The following is a 20,243-nucleotide window of genomic DNA, read 5'->3' on the forward strand; positions in this document are numbered from 1 at the left end:
TGCGAGCTTCAGATCTTTAACCACCACCGGTACGAATGGTCGGAGTTTGCTGACAGCGCTGTCAGTTAGCCGTCACCGTGCTGACCGGGTTGAAGGGCTATAAAGACCGCTCACTCTCCCCATCCTTTGCCCCGGCGCCTCACCCATGCACATTCAACGAAAAACTGCCCTGATCGTGGGTGTACTCGTGCTCGTGGCGGTTGCAGCCTGGGCGCTGACCCGCCCAGCCAAGGCCAGACTGGCGGCACCCACCGCGATCCCGGTGCGGGTGGTGAGCGTAGCGCAGCAGGACATTCCACGCTTTGTCAGCGGCATCGGCACGGTGTTATCCCTGCACAGTGTGGTCATTCGCCCGCAGGTCGACGGCATTCTCACCCAATTGCCGGTCAAGGAAGGCCAGTGGGTCAAGGCCGGCGACTTGCTGGCCAGAATCGATGATCGCTCGATCCGCGCCAGCCTCGACCAGGCCAGGGCGCAACTGGGCGAGAGCCAGGCGCAGTTGCAGGTGGCGCTGGTCAACCTCAAGCGCTACAAGGAATTGAGCGTCGACGACGGCGTGTCCAAGCAGACCTACGACCAGCAACAAGCCCTGGTCAACCAGCTCAAGGCCACCGTCCAAGGTAACCAGGCCGCCATCGATGCAGCCCAGGTCCAGCTGTCCTACACCCAGATTCGCTCACCGGTCAGTGGCCGCGTCGGTATTCGCAATGTGGATGAAGGCAACTTCCTGCGCACCAGCGATACCCAGGGCCTGTTCTCCGTGACCCAGATCGACCCGATTGCCGTTGAGTTCTCTTTGCCGCAACAGATGCTGCCGACCCTGCAAGGCCTGATCGCCGCGCCTGCCAAGGCCAGCGTCGACGCCTACCTGGGTGCCGACACCGACGGCCAGACCGGCGACCTGCTCGGCGAAGGCCACTTGAGCCTGATCGATAACCAGATCAGCTCCACCACCGGCACCCTGCGCGCCAAGGCCGAGTTCAACAACGCCTCGCAACGCCTGTGGCCGGGACAACTGGTGACCATCAAGATCCAGACCGCCCTCGACAAAAATGCCTTGGTGGTGCCGCCGACCGTGGTGCAACGCGGCCTGGATTCGCACTTCGTGTACCGGGTCAACGGTGACAAGGTCGATGTGGTGCCGGTGCAAGTCACCTATCAGAACAGCGACGTCAACATTATCAAGGGCGTGCAGGCCGGTGATGTACTGGTCAGTGATGGCCAGTCGCGGCTCAAGGCCGGTGCCCAGGTGGAGGTGCTCAAGGAGCCACCGCAGGTGATCCAGACCGTCGACGCCAAGGTGCAGCCATGAACGGCAGCCGGTCGCCCTCGGCCTGGTGCGTCGACCACCCGGTCGCCACCCTGCTGCTGACCTTCGCCCTGGTGCTGCTCGGGGTCATTGCCTTTCCGCGCCTGGCCATCGCGCCACTGCCGGAGGCGGAATTTCCGACGATCCAGGTCACCGCACAACTGCCTGGCGCCAGCCCGGACACCATGGCCTCCTCGGTAGCGACGCCGCTGGAAGTGCAGTTCAGCGCCATCCCCGGCATGACCCAGATGACCTCCAGCAGTGCCTTGGGCTCAAGCCTGTTGACCCTGCAATTCACCCTCGACAAGAGCATCGACACCGCCGCGCAGGAAGTGCAGGCAGCGATCAACACCGCATCCGGCAAGCTGCCCAGCGACATGCCGAGCCTGCCCACCTGGAAGAAGGTCAACCCGGCGGACAGCCCGGTGCTGATCCTCAGTGTCAGCTCCGACAGCATGCCCAGCACCGAGTTGAGCGACTATGTGGAAACCCTGCTGGCGCGGCAGATCAGCCAGATCGACGGGGTCGGCCAGATCAACATCACCGGCCAGCAACGCCCGGCGATCCGTGTGCAGGCGTCCCCCGACAAACTCGCGGCCATCGGCCTGACCCTGGCCGATATTCGCCTGGCCATCCAGCAATCGAGCCTCAACCTGGCCAAGGGTGCGATCTACGGCGAGAACAGCGTGTCGACCCTGTCGACCAACGACCAGCTGTTTCACCCGGAGGACTATGCCCGACTGATTGTGTCCTACAAGGATGGCGCCCCCGTTCAACTGCGCGATATCGCCAAAGTCATCAACGGTTCGGAAAACGCCTACGTGCAGGCCTGGTCCGGCGACACTCCGGGGGTCAACCTGGTGATCTCGCGCCAGCCCGGCGCCAACATTGTCGAGACGGTGGACCGCATCCAGGCCGAACTGCCGCGCCTGCAAGGCATGCTGCCGGCGTCGGTGCAGGTCAGCGTGTTGACCGACCGCACCAAGACCATCCGCGCGTCCCTGCATGAAGTGGAAGTCACCCTGCTGATCGCCATCCTGCTGGTGGTGGCGGTGATGGCGCTGTTCCTGCGCCAGTTGTCGGCGACACTGATTGTGTCCAGCGTGCTCGGCGTGTCGCTGGTCGCCAGTTTTGCGTTGATGTACCTGATGGGCTTCAGCCTGAACAACCTCACCCTGGTGGCGATCGTGATCGCCGTGGGCTTTGTGGTCGACGATGCCATCGTGGTGGTGGAGAACATTCACCGCCACCTCGAAGCGGGGCTCGACAAGCGCGAAGCGGCGATCAAGGGCGCCGGCGAGATTGGCTTTACCGTGGTGTCCATCAGCTTCTCGCTGGTGGCGGCGTTTATTCCGCTGCTGTTCATGGGCGGTGTGGTCGGACGGCTGTTCAAGGAGTTCGCGCTGACGGCCACCTCGACCATCCTGATTTCGGTGGTGGTCTCATTGACCCTGGCACCGACATTGGCCGCGCTGTTCATGCGCGCCCCGACCCATCCCGCCCACGACAAACCCGGCTTCAGCGAACGCCTGCTGGCCGGCTACGCGCGCAACCTGCGTCGCGCGCTGGCCCATCAGCGCAGCATGGCCGCGCTATTCGTGGTGACCCTGGCCCTGGCCGTGGCCGGCTACGTGTTTATCCCCAAGGGCTTCTTTCCGGTACAGGACACCGGTTTTGTGCTCGGCACCAGCGAAGCGGCGGCCGATGTGTCATACCCGGACATGGTCGCCAAGCACAAGGCCCTGGCCGAGATCGTCAAGGATGACCCGGCGGTGCAGGCGTTTTCCCATTCGGTGGGCGTGACCGGCAGCAACCAGACCATCGCCAACGGGCGCTTCTGGATCGCCTTGAAAGACCGCGGTGATCGCGACGTGTCCGCCAGCCAGTTCATCGACCGCATCCGGCCCAAGCTCGCGAAAGTGCCGGGCATCGTGCTGTACCTGCGCGCGGGCCAGGACATCAACCTCAGCTCCGGCCCCAGCCGCGCCCAGTACCAGTACGTACTCAAGAGCAACGACGGCCCGACACTCAACACCTGGACCCAGCGCCTGACCGAAAAACTGCGCACCAACCCGGCGTTTCGCGACCTGTCCAACGACCTGCAACTGGGCGGCAGCATCACCCATATCAGCATTGATCGCCAGGCCGCCGCGCGCTTTGGGCTGACCGCCACCGACGTCGACCAGGCGCTCTACGATGCCTTCGGCCAGCGCCAGATCAACGAGTTCCAGACCGAGATCAACCAGTACCAGGTGGTGCTGGAGCTGGACAGCCAACAGCGCGGCAAGGCCGAAAGCCTGAACTACTTCTACCTGCGATCAAAGCTGACCAATGAGATGGTGCCGTTGTCGGCAGTGGCCAAGGTCGACCCACCGACCGTGGGACCTCTGTCCATCAGCCATGACGGCATGTTCCCCGCCGCCAACCTGTCGTTCAACCTGGCACCCGGTGTGGCGCTGGGTGACGCGGTGATCATGCTCAACCAGGCCAAGAATGAAATCGGCATGCCAACCACCATCATCGGCAACTTCCAGGGCGCGGCCCAGGCGTTCCAGAGTTCGCTGGCCAGCCAGCCCTGGCTGATCCTCGCGGCGCTGGTGGCTGTCTACATCATTCTGGGTGTGTTGTATGAGAGCTTCGTGCACCCGCTGACGATTATCTCCACCTTGCCCTCGGCGGGGCTGGGCGCGCTGATCATGCTGTCGCTGATGGGCCAGGACTTTTCGATCATGGCGCTGATCGGCCTGGTGCTGCTGATCGGCATCGTGAAGAAGAACGGCATCCTGATGATCGACTTCGCCCTGGACGCCCAGCGGGTACGCGGGCTGCCGCCGGAAGAGGCAATCTATGAAGCCTGCATCACGCGGTTCCGGCCGATCATCATGACCACCCTCGCCGCTCTGCTGGGCGCGGTACCGTTGATGCTCGGCGCTGGCCCTGGCGCGGAAATGCGCCAGCCCCTGGGCATCGCGGTGGTCGGCGGCTTGCTGGTGAGCCAGGCGCTGACGCTGTTCACCACACCGGTCATATACTTGTACCTTGAGAAATTTTTCCACCGGCCCAAGCCAGGTGCCGAGCTGGCGACCACACACTGAGGCCAAGGCACCGCCCTGGAGCAAAAGGCTCATGCGCGTACTGATTGTTGAAGATGAAGAAAAAACCGCCGATTACCTGCACCGAGGCCTGACGGAGCAAGGCTACACCGTCGATGTGGCGCGCGAGGGCGTCGAGGGCCTGCACCTGGCGCTGGAGAACGATTACGCGGTGATCGTGCTCGACGTGATGCTGCCCGGCCTCGATGGCTTTGGCGTGCTGAGGGCGTTGCGTGCGCGCAAACAGACACCGGTGATCATGCTGACCGCCCGCGAGCGCGTGGAAGACCGTATCCGCGGCCTGCGCGAAGGCGCCGACGATTATCTTGGCAAACCGTTTTCCTTCCTCGAACTGGTGGCGCGCCTGCAAGCCCTGACCCGCCGCAGCGGCGGCCACGAGCCGGTGCAAGTGACCGTTGCCGACCTGTGGATCGACCTGATCAGCCGCAAGGCCAGCCGCAATGGCGTGCGCCTGGACCTGACCGCCAAGGAGTTCTCGCTGCTCAGCGTATTGGCGCGGCGCCAGGGCGAGATCCTCTCCAAGACCTCGATTGCAGAAATGGTCTGGGACATCAATTTCGACAGTGACGCCAACGTCGTGGAAGTGGCGATCAAGCGCCTGCGCGCCAAGCTTGACGGGCCGTTCGAACACAAGCTGCTGCACACCATTCGCGGCATGGGTTATGTGCTGGAGAATCGCAGTGTCGGCTAATTCCATTGCGCTGCGCCTCAGCAGCATGTTCACCCTGGTGGCGGCGCTGATATTCCTGTTGATCGGCGGCGCGCTGTATCAGCAGGTGGATCGCAGCCTGGGCTTGCTGCCAGGGGCGGAGCTGGATGCGCGCTACAGCGTGTTGGAATCCTCTGTGAACCGCTTCGGCACGCCGGACCATTGGGTGAAGATTCAAGCCAAGCTCAAATTATTGGGTGAGGAAGACAAGCGTATCCGCTTCTGGGTCGTCAGCAGCGATCCGAACTACGAGTACGGCAACCCCGATGCGCGGATCCGCACCTTCGCCGAAGGCCCGACGGGCAAGCGCGACCTGCACCTGCCGGGGCGCGAATACCCGTTCAAAGTGCTGGTGAGCCAGTTCCCGGCCAAGGACCAACGCCCGCCGCTGCGTTTCATGATCGCCATCGACACTGAGAACTTCCGCGCGACCCAGCACCATCTGCTGGTGGCACTGGTCAGCCTGGCGCTGGTCGGCGTGGCGCTGGCGGCGCTGCTGGGGTTCTGGGTGTCGCGCATTGGCCTCAAGCCGCTGGGCAAACTCTCGGATGAAGCACAGAAGCTGGCGCCGCCGAAGCTCTCCGGGCGCCTGCAACTGTCACCGCTGCCGCCGGAGCTGAGCCAGTTCGTCAACTCGTTCAACTCCACCCTGGACCGCGTGGAACAGGCCTACTCGCGCCTGGAGTCGTTCAACGCCGACGTCGCCCACGAACTGCGCTCACCGCTCACCAACCTGATCGGCCAGACCCAGGTCGCCCTGACGCGCGGGCGTTCGGCCGAGCATTATTTCGAGGTGCTGCAATCCAACCTCGAGGAATTGGAACGCCTGCGCTCGATCATCAACGACATGTTGTTCCTCGCCAGCGCCGACCAGGGCAGCAAGGCCACCAAGCTGATTGAAAGCTCATTGGCCGACGAGGTAGCCACCACCCTCGACTACCTGGACTTCATCCTCGAAGACGCCCAGGTCCGGGTGCAGGTCCACGGCGACGCCCAGGTACAGATCGAAAAAGCCCACCTGCGCCGCGCGCTGATCAACCTGCTGAGCAATGCGGTGCAGCACACCGCGCCCGGGCAGGTGATCGACGTGAACATTGAAGTGCTGGAGCATCAGGTAGCCATCGGCGTGACCAACCCTGGCGATGTGATTGCCAGCGAACACCTGCCCCGGCTGTTCGAACGTTTCTATCGGGTGGATGCGTCGCGCAGCAACAGCGGGGCGAATCACGGTTTGGGGCTGGCGATCGTCAAGGCGATTGCGCTGATGCATGGCGGCGATGTGTTCGTGCGTAGCGATGTCAGCGGCAATACCTTTGGCATCACTCTGCCGGTCTAGACATCTCCCCCATGGCCCCAGCATCACTGTTGCTGTTTTGGCAACAGTCATTATCTTGTTACACTCTGTATCGCAGCGCTCGCCTGCGTTAATTTGACGCATCGATGAGCGCGACGGCAAAGGCAGCTGACCCGCTTACCCGAATTTCCCTCGACTTATTTCCAGGGCTCTACACTGGGAATCTGTCTTAAAGCCGCTGACTTCAGCGGCTTTTTTTTGCGCTAAAAAAAGGCCAGGCACACCCCCACGACACTGGCCGTTTTCGATTGACCAAAGGAGCTCCACCGGTGAAGAACTCGCTGACGTTCACCCCGTTATTCCTCGCGATTGCAGCAACGATCGTTCCCCTTGCCCACGCGGCAGACACCACCCCCGCCGACGGATTCGTCGAAGGCTCGCACCTCGACATCAACACCCGCAACTACTACATGAACCGCGACCGTCGCGACATCCACACCGATGACAGCAAGGAATGGGGCCAGGGTTTTATAGGCACCTTCGAATCCGGCTACACACAGGGCACCGTCGGCTTCGGCCTGGACGCCCACGCCATGCTCGGCCTCAAGCTCGACGGCGGTGGCGGCACCGACGGTTCCAGCATCCTTCCCTACGGCAGCACTGACGGCAGCGGCAAAGCGCCCGGTTCGTTTTCCACCGCAGGGGGCACCTTGAAGATGCGCGCCTTCGATACCGAGTTGAAGGCCGGCGACCTGTTCCTCAACAACCCGGTGATCGCCGGCGGCATGACGCGCATGCTGCCGCAGACTTTCCGTGGCGTGAGCCTGAGCAACCACAGTTTCGACGGCTGGATGCTCGAAGGCGGCCAGGCCAGCTTCACCAAGCTCTACAACCAGAGCGGCCACCGACGCATCGGCACCAGCTATGGCGCATTGCCGAGCAACGCTGACAGCCAGCACATGAATTGGGCGGGCGTGTCGTTCAGCGGCATCCCGGGAGTGACCAGCAACCTGTACGCTTCCGAACTCAAGGACGTGTGGCACCAGTACTACTACGACCTGGACTACACCTACGCGCTGAACGACCTGGTCAGCCTCAACCCGGGCCTGCACTACTACCACAGCCAGGACACCGGCCAGTCGCTGCTCGGGGATATCGACAACAACACCTACAGCCTGCACTTCACCGTCGGCGTGGGTCACCACAGCGTCACCGCCGCCTACCAGCGGGTCAACGGCAACACGCCGTTCGACTACATCAGCCAGGGCGACAGCGTGTACCTGGACAACTCCCAGCAATACTCGGACTTCAACGGTCCCAATGAGCGCTCATGGAAGCTCAAGTACGCCTACGACTTCGCGGGCCTCGGCATGCCTGGCCTTACCTCGGCGGTGTCCTACATCAGCGGTAAGACCGATCTGACCAAAGTCGACCCGCAAAGCCGTGGCTACAGTGCCTGGTACAGCGCTGACGGCAAGGACGCCAAGCACTGGGAACGGGATATCGATTTGAAGTATGTGGTGCAGGGTGGCAAGGCCAAGGATTTGGCCGTGCGCCTGCAATGGGCGACCAATCGCGGCAGTCATGGCTACTCGGCGGTAGACCGGGATGTGGATGAATACCGGGTGATCGTCGACTACCCGATCAACGTGTTCTAACGCGTAGATCTTTCTTTTTAACCGAGTATTTAATTTTCATCGGGTAGAACTAAACTGCCAGCATCCACATCGCTGAAGTCTGCCCGATGAGCCAACGCCATGTCCGTATCCTGCCCGCACGCCCAGAACTGTTAATGGTTTTGGGCAGCGGTATCACTGTTGTCTTGATCGTGGTCATCGTCGCAGCGTTGCTGATCCGCGAACACGCCAGCACCCTGCAGGCCGCTACGCGCTCAACCACCAACATTGCCCAACTGATCAACGCCGATGTGCTGCGTAACGTCGAGCTCTACGACCTGGCACTCAAAGGGTTGATTGCCGCCAAACAACGCGAAGACCTGGCCCAGGTTGCGGCGAATATCCAGCACCTGGTGCAGTTTGACTTGTCCACTGCCGCACCTTTCAAGGGTGAAGTGCTGTTGTTGGACGCCAATGGTGCGGTGATCGCCGATTCTTCCACCCTGCAGCCCACCCCGCGCAATTTTGCCAATCGCGATTACTTCCAGGTGCATACCAAGGACGCCCAGGCCGGCTTGTATATCAGCCGGCCGTTCAAGATTCATTGCGACTGCGATCAGGTCTGGCGCATGGCATTCAGCCGGCGTGTGTCGGGGCCTAACGGTGAGTTTGCTGGCGTTGCGGTCGCGACCATGCGCCTGGCCTATTTCGACCAGCTGTTCAACACCGTCACCATCGGCAACAGCAGCAGCGTTAACCTGCTTAATAAAAAAGGCTTTTTATTGGCCCAGCAGCCGCTGCTCGAAAGCGACATGATCGACAAGGACCTGAGCGAGCGACCGAATTTCAAGAGGATACTGCGTGAAGGCAGTGGCACCTTCCAGGCCATCTCTGCCATCAGCGGCAAGGAGCGCCTGTACACGTTCACCAATGTCGGAGACCTGCCGCTGATCGTGGTAGTGGCCCTGTCCAGTGAAGATGTATTCGCCCCCTGGAAGCGCGCCGCACTGCTGACCAGTGGCGCCACGGGCATCCTGTGTATCGGCTTGTTATGGCTGACCTGGATGCTGCGCCGGGAACTGCGCCGCCGTTATCGCGCAGAGCGCGTCCTGTCAGAACTGGCAGCCACCGACGCCCTGACCGGCCTGGCCAACCGCCGCATTCTCGACGAACGCCTGCGCCTTGAATGGGACCGGGCGCAACGTTCGCTCGAACCACTGACCGTGCTGATGATCGACGTGGACCACTTCAAGGCCTTCAACGACCGCCACGGCCATCATGGTGGCGATGCAGCACTGCGCACGGTGGCCCAGGTGATCAGCGCCAATATCCGCCGCCCTGCCGACCTCGCGGCACGTTACGGCGGCGAGGAGTTCGCGGTTGTACTGCCCAATACGGACGCCAAGGGCGCGTGGGTCATCGCCGAGCATATCCGCAGCAGCATCGAACATTTACCACGGGTAGCGGGGGATGAGCAGCCGATCACGGCAAGCATCGGCATGAGCACCCGGGACAAGCGCAGCCGGATGTCCCTGGAGGCTTTGCTGCTCAGTGCGGACAGGGCGTTGTATGAGGCCAAGCACACGGGGCGCAATCGGATTGTGGATGCCAGTGAGGGGTGATGATCGCCCCCACGCTGCGCATGGGAACGAGGGAGGCGCGCCACAGGCACATAAAAAAAGGCCACCCGAAGGCAGCCTTTAAAAACTAAAGAAAGAGAGTTGTGACTTACACCGCCGCAACGGGACGCATGTAAGAGATCGGTGCGGTGCTGGCATCTTCGAAGGTCACGACTTCCCAAGCGTCTGTCTGCTCAATCAACTTGCGCAGCAGCTGGTTGTTAAGGGCGTGGCCCGACTTGAAGCCTTTGAACTCGCCTATCAGGCTATTGCCCAGCAGGTAGAGGTCACCGATTGCATCGAGGATCTTGTGCTTCACGAATTCGTCTTCATAGCGAAGGCCGTCTTCGTTCAGTACACCATCCGCGTCGACCACAATGGCGTTTTCAACGCTGCCGCCGAGTGCGAGGTTGTGCTTGCGCAGGTACTCGATGTCACTCATGAAACCAAAGGTACGGGCGCGGCTGACTTCTTTTACGAACGAAGTGCTGGAAAAATCCACGCTTGCACTCTGGGTGCGGTCACGGAATACCGGGTGATCGAAATCGATCTCAAAGCTCACTTTAAAGCCTTCGAACGGGACGAAGGTGGCGCGCTTGTCGCCGTCTTCTACTGTCACTTCCCGCAGAATGCGTATGAACTTCTTGGCTGCGTCCTGTTCTTCCAGGCCGGCAGATTGAATCAAGAATACGAAGGGTCCAGCGCTGCCATCCATGATCGGGACTTCGGACGCGGAGAGCTCGACGTAGGCGTTATCGATGCCCAAACCGGCCATGGCCGAGAGCAAGTGCTCCACCGTGTCCACTTTGACGTCACCGTTGACCAACGTGGTCGACATCGTGGTTTCGCCAACATTTTCCGCGCGAGCAGGAATCTGCACCACAGGGTCCAGGTCGGCACGCACAAACACGATGCCGGTGTCGACAGGTGCAGGCTTGAGGGTCAGGTATACCTTCTCCCCGGAGTGCAGACCTACACCTGTGGCACGAATAATATTCTTCAGGGTGCGTTGTTTAATCATGGCTTGGACCGCTTCAGCGCAAATTGCGAACTGGTATCAACAAAGGCTGGCGATAATAGCAGACCAGACCTTTGCTGAACACCAATCACCTTCATAGCCCTGATACATTCCATTAATCAGCCTGACGACGCAGGAATGCCGGGATGTCCAGGTAGTCCAGATCATCTTGCGGATTCGGGCTACGGGACGCCGCAGCACCGGCCTGAGCCTGGTTGCGCATCACGGTCGGACGATCCAGGTCACGGTAGTTCACCGACGGCAGTTCCTGGCGCGAAGGCGCTGGAGCGGCAGCCGCTTGGCTCGCGTGGCTGGCCTGGCTGTTATGCAGGGTGTTGTCGATGACCTTCACAGGCTTCTCGATTTTTGCGCCCAGGCCGGTAGCAACCACGGTCACGTGCAGTTCGTCGCGCATGTCCGGATCGATAACGGTACCGACTTTGACCATGGCGTGCTCGGAAGCGAAGGCTTCGATGATGCTACCCACGTCGGAGTACTCACCCAGGGACAGGTCAGGACCGGCGGTGATGTTCACCAGGATGCCGCGTGCGCCTTGCAGGTTCACGTCTTCCAGCAACGGGTTGCGGATGGCCGCTTCAGTGGCTTCGCGTGCACGGTTCGGACCGCTGGCGCAGCCAGTGCCCATCATCGCCATGCCCATTTCGCTCATGACAGTACGGACGTCGGCAAAGTCGACGTTGATCATGCCCGGGCGCTTGATGATGTCGGAGATACCGCGAACGGCACCGGCCAGTACATCGTCAGCCTTGGCGAACGCGGACAGCAGGCTCGCGTCCTTGCCCAGGATGGTCAGCAGCTTCTCGTTGGGAATGGTGATCAACGAGTCGACGCTTTCAGACAGCAGACGGATACCTTCGTCGGCGATCTGCATGCGCTTGCGGCCTTCGAACGGGAACGGACGGGTCACGACCGCAACCGTCAGAATCCCCATTTCCTTGGCCACTTCGGCAATGATCGGCGCTGCACCGGTACCGGTACCGCCACCCATGCCCGTGGTGATGAACACCATGTTGGTGCCCTGCAGCACTTCGGCAATACGCTCGCGGTCTTCCAGGGCGGCTTGACGGCCGACTTCCGGATTGGCGCCGGCACCGAGGCCCTTGGTCACGGCTGTGCCCAATTGCAGGATGGTCCGCGCGCCGATGCTTTTCAGCGCCTGGGCGTCAGTGTTGGCGCAGATGAATTCAACGCCTTCAATGTTGCTCTTGACCATATGGTTGACAGCGTTGCCGCCGCCACCGCCGACACCGATCACTTTGATGACCGGGCTGGCGGGGATGTTGTCTACGAGTTCGAACATGTTCCCTCTCCTTTCGTTTTCTCTAGTTTTTTCGCCTACTACTTGAAACGGTGTTGCGGTAAATCTTTAGAAATTGCCTTTAACCCAAGCCTGCAACCGCTCGAACAACGGCGCCTTGGCCTCGTCGTCGCTGCGGTAGCTGTCACGGTTGCTCGGGCCCGACAGGGAAATGCCGTCGGTCTGCTTTTGCAGCCCGTACAACAGCAAGCCCACACCGGTGGAATAAATCGGGTTGCGCACCACGTCGCCCAGGCCTTTGACGCCATGGGGAACACCCAGGCGGACCGGCATGTGGAAGATTTCCTCGGCCAGTTCGACCGCGCCTTCCATCTTCGAGGTGCCACCGGTCAGCACGATGCCGGCCGGGATCAAATCTTCGTAGCCGCTGCGACGCAGTTCAGCCTGGATCAGGGTGAACAGCTCGTCGTAGCGCGGCTCGACCACTTCGGCCAGGGCCTGGCGCGACAGCTCACGCGGTGGACGGTCGCCCACGCTCGGCACCTTGATGGTTTCACCGGCACCGGCCAGCTTGGCCAGGGCGCAGGCGTAGCGGATCTTGATTTCTTCGGCGTACTGGGTCGGTGTACGCAGCGCCATGGCGATGTCGTTGGTCACCTGGTCGCCGGCAATCGGGATCACGGCGGTGTGACGAATAGCACCCTCGGTGAAGATCGCGATGTCGGTGGTGCCGCCGCCGATGTCCACCAGGCATACGCCAAGCTCTTTTTCGTCGTCGGTCAGTACCGAATACGCGGAGGCAAGCTGCTCGAGAATGATGTCGTCGATTTCCAGGCCGCAGCGGCGCACGCATTTTTCAATGTTCTGCGCGGCGTTGACGGCACAGGTCACCACGTGGACCTTGGCTTCCAGACGTACGCCCGACATGCCCAGGGGCTCGCGAACACCTTCCTGGTTATCGATCACGTAGTCCTGCGGCAGGGTGTGCAGCACGCGCTGGTCAGCCGGGATCGCCACGGCCTGGGCGGCGTCGAGGACGCGCTCAAGGTCGGCGGCGCTGACTTCGCGGTCGCGAATCGCCACGATGCCGTGGGAGTTCAGGCTGCGGATATGGTTGCCCGCCACGCCGACGAACGCCGAGTGAATCCGGCAACCGGCCATCAGCTGCGCTTCTTCGATGGCGCGCTGGATCGATTGCACGGTGGACTCGATGTTGACCACCACGCCCTTCTTCAGGCCACGGGACGGATGCGTGCCAATACCGACGATTTCGATCGTGCCGTCTTCCCCGACCTCGCCCACCAGCGCCACCACCTTGGAGGTGCCGATATCGAGACCGACGATCATTTTGCCGCTTTGCACGTTTGCCATGGGTCCTGCCTCTTCTTAATTCTTCGCGACAGCGGGTTGCGCTGCCGTGGGCGCAGCCGGTTCACGCCAGCCGACGGCAAGGCCGTTGGCGTAACGCAGGTCGACGCTCGCAATGTTCGTAATCTGTTCTTTCAAGGTCTTGTCATAGATGGCGATGAAGCGGCGCATCTTTTCCACCAAGCGGTCGCGTCCCAGCAACAACTGGATGCCCGGGCCGGAACTGCCTGCCCCGGTCGTCAAAAACCAGCTACCCCGTTCACGCAATTCCAGGCGTGCAATGGAGAAGCCCATTGGCCGCAGCATCTGGCTCAAGGCCTGGTACTGCTGCATCACTTGCTGCTGCGCCCGCTGCGGCCCGAACAGCTGCGGCAGGTGCTCGTAATTGGCCAGCTCACGCGGGGTGAACGCCTGGCCCTGGTTGTTCAACAGCGCCTCATCGCCCCAACGGGCCACGGGGAGCTGTTCTTCCAGGCGGATCGTCACCTGGTCCGGCCAGACGCGGCGGACTTCGGCGTGGGCGATCCACGGCATCTGTTCCAGCTCCCGGCGCATACCCGCCAGGTCAATGGTGAAGAAGCTCGCCGCCAGGAACGGGCCGATACGCTGCTGCACCGCTTGCTGGCTGATGTAGCTCAAATCGCCCTGTACGCTGATCTTGGTGATCGGCCGGTCGGCATAGGGCAATAGACGCTGCGCGCCCTCGTAAGTGCCGAAGCCCAGCACCACCAGCATCACCGGCCAGAACAGCGCCTTGAGGAAACCAAAGTTGGCTTTCGGCAGGCGCGCCGACATCGGCTCTTTAGCCACCATTCGACTGGCACCCCGTGGCACCGGCTTGCGGCTCGGTGCTTGTGGGGGCTGATGACGAAGCGATGCGCCTTTCATGTCCTTAGCCTCTTGGCTCGATGCTGGCGGCCAGAATCGCCAGCACCAATTGCTGGAAATCCAGGCCGGCTGCGCGAGCGGCCATCGGTACCAGGCTGTGGTCGGTCATGCCCGGTGCGGTGTTGACTTCCAGGAACCAGAAATTCCCTTGGTCATCCTGCATCACGTCTGCCCGTGCCCAACCGGCAATACCCAACGCCTCACAGGCTTTCGCCGTGAGGTCCATCAATTCCTGTTCTTTGGTTGCGTCAAGGCCGCACGGGATCCGGTACTGGGTATCGGAGGCCAGGTACTTGGCGTCGTAGTCGTAAAAGGTGTGGGGCGTGCCCAATGCGATGGGCGGCAATACCTGGCCACGCAGGGTGGCGATGGTGTACTCGGGACCCTGGATCCACTGTTCCACCAACACTTGCGAATCGTAGGTACTTGCCGCTTTCCATGCGTCGATCAATTCGGCGGCCGAGTTCACTTTAGCCATGCCGATACTGGAGCCTTCATGGGCAGGTTTGACGATCAAAGGCAGGCCCAGTTCCTTGGCTGCAGAAATACAATCGTCTTCGCTGCACAGAACGCTGTGACGCGGGGTGGGAATACCCAGGCTGTGCCACACCTGCTTGGTGCGCAACTTGTCCATGGCCAGTGCCGAAGCGAGGATGCCGCTGCCGGTGTAAGGGATACCGGCACACTCCAACAGGCCCTGCATGCTGCCGTCTTCACCGCCACGGCCGTGCAGGATGATGAAGGCACGGTCGATCTTCTCGGCCTGCAGGCGGGCGAGGAAGTCATCGCCCACGTCGATCCCGAACGCATTCACGCCGGCACTTTGCAGCGCTTCGAGCACGGCGTTGCCGGACTTGAGCGACACTTCGCGCTCGGCGCTCTTGCCGCCGAACAGCACGGCCACGCGGCCGAAGTCGGCTGGCGTGACGGTGGAGAACAGGGAGCCGTAGTCAGCGGTCATTTCGACGCCCCCTTCTTGGCGGCCGCAAACAGCGGGCTCGCCAGCAACTTAGGCGCAAGGCCGCCGATATCACCGGCGCCCTGGCACAGCAGGATATCGCCGGCACGCAGCAGCGGCTTGACGATCGGCGCCAGGTCCACACCGCGCTCGATGTAGATAGGGTCCAACTGGCCGCGCTGGCGGATGCTGTTGCACAGCTTGCGGCTGTCGGCGCCCGGGATCGGTTCTTCACCGGCCGGGTAGACCTCCATCAACAGCAGCACGTTGGCATCGGCCAGCACATTGACGAAATCGTCGTACAAATCGCGGGTGCGGCTGTAGCGGTGCGGCTGGTAGACCATCACCAGGCGACGCTCCGGCCAGCCACCGCGCACGGCCTTGATCACCGCGGCAACTTCGGTCGGGTGGTGACCATAGTCATCCACCAGCATCACGTCACCGCCTTCCACCGACAGTTGGCCGTAGACCTGGAAGCGTCGGCCGACACCGGCAAAGCGCGACAGGCCCTCGACGATGGCTTCATCGCTGACGCCCTCGTCGGAGGCGATGCAGATGGTCGCCAGGGAATTCAATACGTTGTGGTTGCCCGGCATGTTCACCGACACATCCAGCGGCTCGCGGTCGGGACGCAGCACGGTGAAGTAGGTCTGCATGCCTTCCTGGCGCACATTGATCGCGCGCACGTCGGCGTCTTCGCTGAAGCCGTAGGTCACGGTCGGACGCTTGACCTGGGGCAGGATTTCACGCACCACCGGGTCGTCCAGGCAGAGCACGGCCAGACCGTAGAACGGCAGGTTGTGCAGGAACTCGACGAAGGTTTTCTTCAACTTGTTGAAGTCACCGTCGTAGGTGGCCATGTGATCTTCGTCGATGTTGGTGACCACAGCGACCAGCGGTTGCAGGTGCAGGAAACTGGCGTCGCTTTCATCGGCTTCGGCGATCAGGTAGCGGCTGGTACCAAGCTGGGCATTGGTACCGGCTGCATTAAGGCGGCCACCGATGACGAAGGTCGGGTCCAGGCCACCGGCGGCGAACACCGAGGCGATCAGGCTGGTGGTGGTGGTCTTGCCATGGGTACCGGCGACGGCGATGCCGTGGCGATAGCGCATCAGCTCGGCGAGCATCTCGGCGCGTGGCACCACGGGAATGCGGCGCTCAAGAGCAGTGGCCACTTCCGGGTTGGAGGTGTTCACGGCGCTGGACACCACCAGCACGTCAGCCTCGGCAGCGTTCTCGGCGCGGTGACCGATAAATATCTGCGCGCCAAAGGACTTCAGGCGCTCGGTGACCGGCGACTCTTTCAAATCCGAGCCGGACACCTGGTAGCCCAGGTTCAGCAACACTTCGGCGATGCCGCACATGCCCACGCCGCCGATACCGACGAAGTGGATGCGACGGATGCGGCGCATTTCCGGTTGTGGCATGGCTTTCTGATTCTCAACCATGGGCCACCTCCAGGCAGATATCGACCACGGTGCGGGTTGCGTCAGGTTTGGCCAGGCGGCTTGCGGTGCTCGCCATGTTGTTGAGTCGTTCCGGTTGCATCAAAACCTCGGTCAGGCGTGCGGCCAAATCGGCGGCGCCAGTCGTTCTTTGCGGCAGCAGGAAGGCAGCGCCCTCCCCGGCCAAATATTCGGCGTTGCGGGTCTGGTGATCGTCGATGGCGTGGGGCAAGGGCACCAGCAAGGACGGCAGACCGGCAGCAGCCAGTTCACTGACGGTCAACGCACCCGCGCGACAGACCACCAGGTCGGCCCAGCCATAGGCATGGGCCATGTCTTTGATAAAGGGCTGCACATTGGCCGCCACACCGGCGTCGCGATAACGCGTGGCGGTGACTTCATCGTGGTTCTTGCCGGCCTGGTGGAAGATCTCCGGGCGCAATTCCACAGGGAGTTGCGCCACGGCTTCCGGCAGCAATTTATTCAGCGGCTCGGCACCCAGGCTTCCGCCCAGGATCAGCAGGTGCGCCTTGCGCCCTGCGAGTGCTTCGCGGGCGATATCCATAAACAGCTCGGTGCGCACCGGGTTGCCGGTGGTACGGCGCTTATCCGACACACTGAAGGTGTTGGGGAACGCCTCGCACACCCGTGCAGCCAACGGCACCAGCAAACGGTTGGCGGTACCGGCCACGGCGTTCTGCTCGTGCACGATCACCGGCACGCCGGCAAGCCTGGCGGCGACGCCACCGGGGCCGGTAACATAACCACCGAAGCCGAGCACACACACCGGCTGCAATTCACGGATGACCTTGCGCGCCTGCCACACCGCCTTGAGCAACACGAACGGTGCCTTGAGCAGGGACAACTTGCCCTTGCCGCGCAGGCCCGTGACGTTGATCAGGTGCAACGGCAAGCCCGCATTCGGCACCAACTCGTTTTCGATGCCGCGCGGTGTACCCAGCCAGTGCACGGTGTAGCCACGGTTCTGGAATTCCCGCGCGCACGCCAGGGCCGGGAACACATGGCCCCCGGTGCCGCCGGCCATGATCAGCACGTTAGCGCCCATGGGTCGGCTCCTCGGCGAAGTCGCTTTCGCTGAACTCCATCTCTTCGCTGCCCAGGTGGGTTCGACTCTCCCACTCGATACGCAGCAACAAGCCAAGACAGGCGCAGCAGATCACCAACGAACTGCCGCCGTAACTGAGGAACGGCAAGGTCAGGCCCTTGGTCGGCAGCAGGCCGACGTTCACCCCGATGTTGATCAGGAACTGGCCGATCCACAGGAACGACAAGCCGTAGGCCACATAGGCGGCGAAATACTGTTTGGCCTTCTCGGCCCACAGGCCGATGTACATGCCGCGTACACACACGAACACGAACAGGGCGACGGTGCACAGCGAGCCGACCACGCCGAGTTCTTCGGCGAGTACGGAGAACACGAAGTCGGTGTGCGCTTCCGGCAGGTAGAACTGCTTCTGCACGCTGTTGCCCAGGCCCACGCCCAACCATTCGCCGCGACCGAAGGCGATCAAGGCCTGGGTCAATTGGTAGCCGGAACCGAACTGGTCGGACCAGGGGTCGGTAAAGGTGATCAGACGCGCCATCCGGTACGGTTGCGCCTGTACCAGGATGGTCACCGCAGCCACTGCCAGCACCACCATCAAGCTGAAGCGGAACAAGCCCACGCCGCCGAGGAACAGCATCGCCGCCGCCGCGCCCATCATCACCACGGTGGCGCCGAAGTCAGGCTCCATCAGCAACAGGCCGGCCATGGGCAGCAGCACGATGAATGGCTTGAAGAAGCCCATCCAGCTTTCGCGCACTTCCTTCTGGCGACGCACCAGGTAACCGGCCAGGTAGATCACCACGAACACCTTGGCGATTTCCGACGGCTGCACGTTGAACGCACCGAAGCCAATCCAGCGCATCGAGCCGTTCACCTCGCGGCCAATGCCGGGCAGGATCACCATGATCAGCAAGCCGAACGCGCCGATCAGCATCAGCCAGCCCAGGCGCTGCCAGGTAGCGATGGGAATCATCATGGTGACGATGCACGCGCCCAGGCCGATGATCAGGTAGACCAGGTGACGGATCATCATGTACAGGGTATTGCCCGATTGCACGGCGGCCACTTCGGAAGAAGCCGAGGTGATCATCACCAGGCCCAGGCCCAGCAGCGCGAGGCAACCGGCGAGCATCGGGAAATCAAGGTCGATGCCGCGCCCGGTAATGATCGGCGACGGGTACGGCTTGATGATGTTTCTGAAGTCAATGCTCATGCCAAGCCCTCCACGGTGCGGGCGAACAACTGGCCGCGCTCTTCGTAGTTCTTGAACATGTCGAAACTGGCGCACGCCGGCGACAGCAGCACCGCATCGCCTGGCTGGGCCAGGGCTTTGCATTGGGTAATGGCGTCGTCCAGGGAGGTGGCGCGCACCTGTGGCACGGCATCGCCCAGCGCGGCGGCGATCAAATCGGCGTCGCGGCCCATCAACACCACGGCGCGGCAATGGGCAGCCACCGGTGCCTTGAGGTCCTTGAAATCGGCACCCTTGCCGTCGCCACCGGCGATCAGCACCAGTTTGCCTTCGATATCGGCGCCCAGGCCTTCTATGGCGGCCAATGCGGCCCCCACGTTGGTGGCCTTGGAGTCGTTGTAATAGCTGACGCCGTCCAGGTCGCGAACCCACTGACAGCGATGCTCAAGGCCGCCGAAGGTGCGCAGGCTCGACAGCATGGCGTCGAACGGCAAGCCCACGGCGTGCCCCAACGCCAACGCGGCCAAGGCGTTGGATTGGTTATGGGCGCCACGGATTTTCAGCTCGCGCACCGGCATCAGGTTCTGGAACTCGAAGGCCAGGTACTTCTCGCCGTTCTCTTCACGAATGCCGAAGGCCTTGAAGTCGGGTTTGCCCAGGCCGAAGGTCCAGCACGGCATGCCCTCGCCCATCAGCGGACGGCTCAGCGCATCCTGGCGATTGACCACAAATTGCCTGGCGCCGCGGAAGATCCGGTGCTTGGCCAGGTGGTACGCCGGCAGGCCGCTGTAACGGTCCATGTGGTCTTCGCTGACGTTCAACACGGTGGCCACTTCAGCACCCAGGTCGTGGGTGGTTTCCAGCTGGAAGCTCGACAGTTCCATCACGTACAGCTCGACGTCGTCGCTGAGCAGGTCCAGCGCCGGCGTGCCGAGGTTACCGCCCACGGCCACGCGCTTGCCGGCCGCCATCGCCATCTCGCCGACCAGGGTGGTCACGGTGCTTTTCGCGTTGGAACCGCTGATGGCCACGATCGGCGCCTTCGCATTGCGTGCAAACAGGTCGATGTCGCCGGACAGCTTCACGCCACGGGCCGCTGCGGCTTGCAGGGCCGGTGTCGCCAGGGCCAGGCCGGGGCTCACGTAGAGCTCATCGGCGCGGCACAGAAACTCAACATCCAGCTCGCCACAACGCACTTCCACGTGCGGGTAGTCACGGCGCAGCGTGACCAGCTCCGGTGGATTTTCCCGCGTATCGGCCACGGCAAACGACGTGCCCCGGTTCGCCAGGAAGCGAACCAGGGACATGCCGCTCTTGCCGAGGCCGACAACGATGCGGAAGTGGTCTGAAGCGATCAGGGACACTCGTT

Annotated in this window: 15 protein-coding genes; 6 read left to right on the top strand and 9 right to left on the bottom strand. The window is 62.2% G+C overall.

All coding sequences use genetic code 11. From position 1 onward, the window contains the following. The first annotated feature begins 145 nt into the window (after positions 1-145). The 6 genes from V3W40_RS04080 to V3W40_RS04105 all read left to right on the top strand — a co-directional run bounded on the left by V3W40_RS04080 (position 146) and on the right by V3W40_RS04105 (position 9,663). The gene (locus tag V3W40_RS04080; protein ID WP_330214494.1) at positions 146-1,312 is read left to right on the top strand and encodes an efflux RND transporter periplasmic adaptor subunit; all 1,167 of its coding nucleotides are present in this window, start codon (positions 146-148) and stop codon (positions 1,310-1,312) included. Beyond that, positions 1,309-4,404 (top strand): multidrug efflux RND transporter permease subunit, encoded by a 3,096-nt coding sequence (locus tag V3W40_RS04085; RefSeq protein WP_330214495.1) that lies wholly within the window; start codon positions 1,309-1,311, stop codon positions 4,402-4,404. The genes V3W40_RS04080 and V3W40_RS04085 overlap by 4 nt, the downstream gene beginning before the upstream one ends. Before the next feature lie 31 nt (positions 4,405-4,435). Next, positions 4,436-5,113, top strand: a complete 678-nt coding sequence (locus V3W40_RS04090) for a heavy metal response regulator transcription factor (protein ID WP_024073527.1) — start codon at positions 4,436-4,438, stop codon at positions 5,111-5,113. Continuing rightward, entirely contained in the window at positions 5,103-6,467 is a 1,365-nt protein-coding gene (locus V3W40_RS04095) for a heavy metal sensor histidine kinase (RefSeq protein ID WP_065948998.1), read from the top strand. Before V3W40_RS04090 ends, V3W40_RS04095 begins: the two co-directional genes overlap by 11 nt. 287 nt (positions 6,468-6,754) lie before the next feature. Then, a complete protein-coding gene (locus tag V3W40_RS04100) occupies positions 6,755-8,083 on the top strand; it encodes an OprD family porin (RefSeq protein ID WP_330214496.1) in 1,329 nt (442 codons plus the stop codon). Between the two features lie 86 nt (positions 8,084-8,169). Then, positions 8,170-9,663, top strand: a complete 1,494-nt coding sequence (locus V3W40_RS04105) for a sensor domain-containing diguanylate cyclase (RefSeq protein WP_330214497.1) — start codon at positions 8,170-8,172, stop codon at positions 9,661-9,663. Positions 9,664-9,769: 106 nt separating this feature from the next. Here the strand turns inward: V3W40_RS04105 and lpxC are convergent, their stop codons facing one another. The 9 genes from lpxC to murD form a co-directional block, all read right to left on the bottom strand. Then, positions 9,770-10,681, bottom strand: coding sequence for a UDP-3-O-acyl-N-acetylglucosamine deacetylase (lpxC, locus tag V3W40_RS04110; RefSeq protein ID WP_003171886.1), 912 nt, complete (start codon positions 10,679-10,681; stop codon positions 9,770-9,772). A gap of 112 nt (positions 10,682-10,793) precedes the next feature. Then, positions 10,794-11,999, bottom strand: a complete 1,206-nt coding sequence (ftsZ, locus tag V3W40_RS04115) for a cell division protein FtsZ (protein WP_017526184.1) — start codon at positions 11,997-11,999, stop codon at positions 10,794-10,796. Positions 12,000-12,065: 66 nt separating this feature from the next. After that, positions 12,066-13,328 (bottom strand): cell division protein FtsA, encoded by a 1,263-nt coding sequence (gene ftsA, locus V3W40_RS04120; RefSeq protein ID WP_027604757.1) that lies wholly within the window; start codon positions 13,326-13,328, stop codon positions 12,066-12,068. 15 nt (positions 13,329-13,343) lie between these two features. Next, positions 13,344-14,213, bottom strand: coding sequence for a cell division protein FtsQ/DivIB (locus V3W40_RS04125; protein WP_027604758.1), 870 nt, complete (start codon positions 14,211-14,213; stop codon positions 13,344-13,346). Between the two features lie 4 nt (positions 14,214-14,217). Then, positions 14,218-15,174, bottom strand: coding sequence for a D-alanine--D-alanine ligase (locus V3W40_RS04130; protein ID WP_330214498.1), 957 nt, complete (start codon positions 15,172-15,174; stop codon positions 14,218-14,220). Next, positions 15,171-16,619: a UDP-N-acetylmuramate--L-alanine ligase gene (gene murC / locus V3W40_RS04135; protein ID WP_074843928.1), complete on the bottom strand. Its 1,449-nt coding sequence runs from the start codon at positions 16,617-16,619 to the stop codon at positions 15,171-15,173. The genes V3W40_RS04130 and murC overlap by 4 nt, the downstream gene beginning before the upstream one ends. Next, positions 16,612-17,682, bottom strand: a complete 1,071-nt coding sequence (murG, locus tag V3W40_RS04140; protein ID WP_065949002.1) for an undecaprenyldiphospho-muramoylpentapeptide beta-N-acetylglucosaminyltransferase — start codon at positions 17,680-17,682, stop codon at positions 16,612-16,614. Before murG ends, murC begins: the two co-directional genes overlap by 8 nt. Then, on the bottom strand, positions 17,672-18,895 hold the full coding sequence (gene ftsW / locus V3W40_RS04145) for a putative lipid II flippase FtsW (RefSeq protein WP_065924256.1): 1,224 nt from the start codon (positions 18,893-18,895) through the stop codon (positions 17,672-17,674). The genes murG and ftsW overlap by 11 nt, the downstream gene beginning before the upstream one ends. Continuing rightward, entirely contained in the window at positions 18,892-20,238 is a 1,347-nt protein-coding gene (gene murD / locus V3W40_RS04150) for a UDP-N-acetylmuramoyl-L-alanine--D-glutamate ligase (protein WP_330214499.1), read from the bottom strand. The genes ftsW and murD overlap by 4 nt, the downstream gene beginning before the upstream one ends. Positions 20,239-20,243 lie beyond the last annotated feature (5 nt).

It is taken from the genome of Pseudomonas sp. AM8 (assembly GCF_036346475.1).
In the GTDB taxonomy this organism is placed as follows: Bacteria; Pseudomonadota; Gammaproteobacteria; order Pseudomonadales; family Pseudomonadaceae; genus Aquipseudomonas; species Aquipseudomonas marginalis.

Excerpts from the sequence above, each read along its gene's own strand:
- V3W40_RS04080 (WP_330214494.1), top strand. The coding sequence starts at position 146 with ATGCACATTCAACGAAAAACTGCCCTGATCGTGGGTGTACTCGTGCTC.
- V3W40_RS04085 (WP_330214495.1), top strand. The coding sequence starts at position 1,309 with ATGAACGGCAGCCGGTCGCCCTCGGCCTGGTGCGTCGACCACCCGGTC.
- V3W40_RS04090 (WP_024073527.1), top strand. The coding sequence starts at position 4,436 with ATGCGCGTACTGATTGTTGAAGATGAAGAAAAAACCGCCGATTACCTG.
- V3W40_RS04105 (WP_330214497.1), top strand. The coding sequence starts at position 8,170 with ATGAGCCAACGCCATGTCCGTATCCTGCCCGCACGCCCAGAACTGTTA.
- lpxC (WP_003171886.1), bottom strand. The coding sequence starts at position 10,681 with ATGATTAAACAACGCACCCTGAAGAATATTATTCGTGCCACAGGTGTA.
- ftsZ (WP_017526184.1), bottom strand. The coding sequence starts at position 11,999 with ATGTTCGAACTCGTAGACAACATCCCCGCCAGCCCGGTCATCAAAGTG.
- ftsA (WP_027604757.1), bottom strand. The coding sequence starts at position 13,328 with ATGGCAAACGTGCAAAGCGGCAAAATGATCGTCGGTCTCGATATCGGC.
- V3W40_RS04125 (WP_027604758.1), bottom strand. The coding sequence starts at position 14,213 with ATGAAAGGCGCATCGCTTCGTCATCAGCCCCCACAAGCACCGAGCCGC.
- V3W40_RS04130 (WP_330214498.1), bottom strand. The coding sequence starts at position 15,174 with ATGACCGCTGACTACGGCTCCCTGTTCTCCACCGTCACGCCAGCCGAC.
- murC (WP_074843928.1), bottom strand. The coding sequence starts at position 16,619 with ATGGTTGAGAATCAGAAAGCCATGCCACAACCGGAAATGCGCCGCATC.
- murG (WP_065949002.1), bottom strand. The coding sequence starts at position 17,682 with ATGGGCGCTAACGTGCTGATCATGGCCGGCGGCACCGGGGGCCATGTG.
- ftsW (WP_065924256.1), bottom strand. The coding sequence starts at position 18,895 with ATGAGCATTGACTTCAGAAACATCATCAAGCCGTACCCGTCGCCGATC.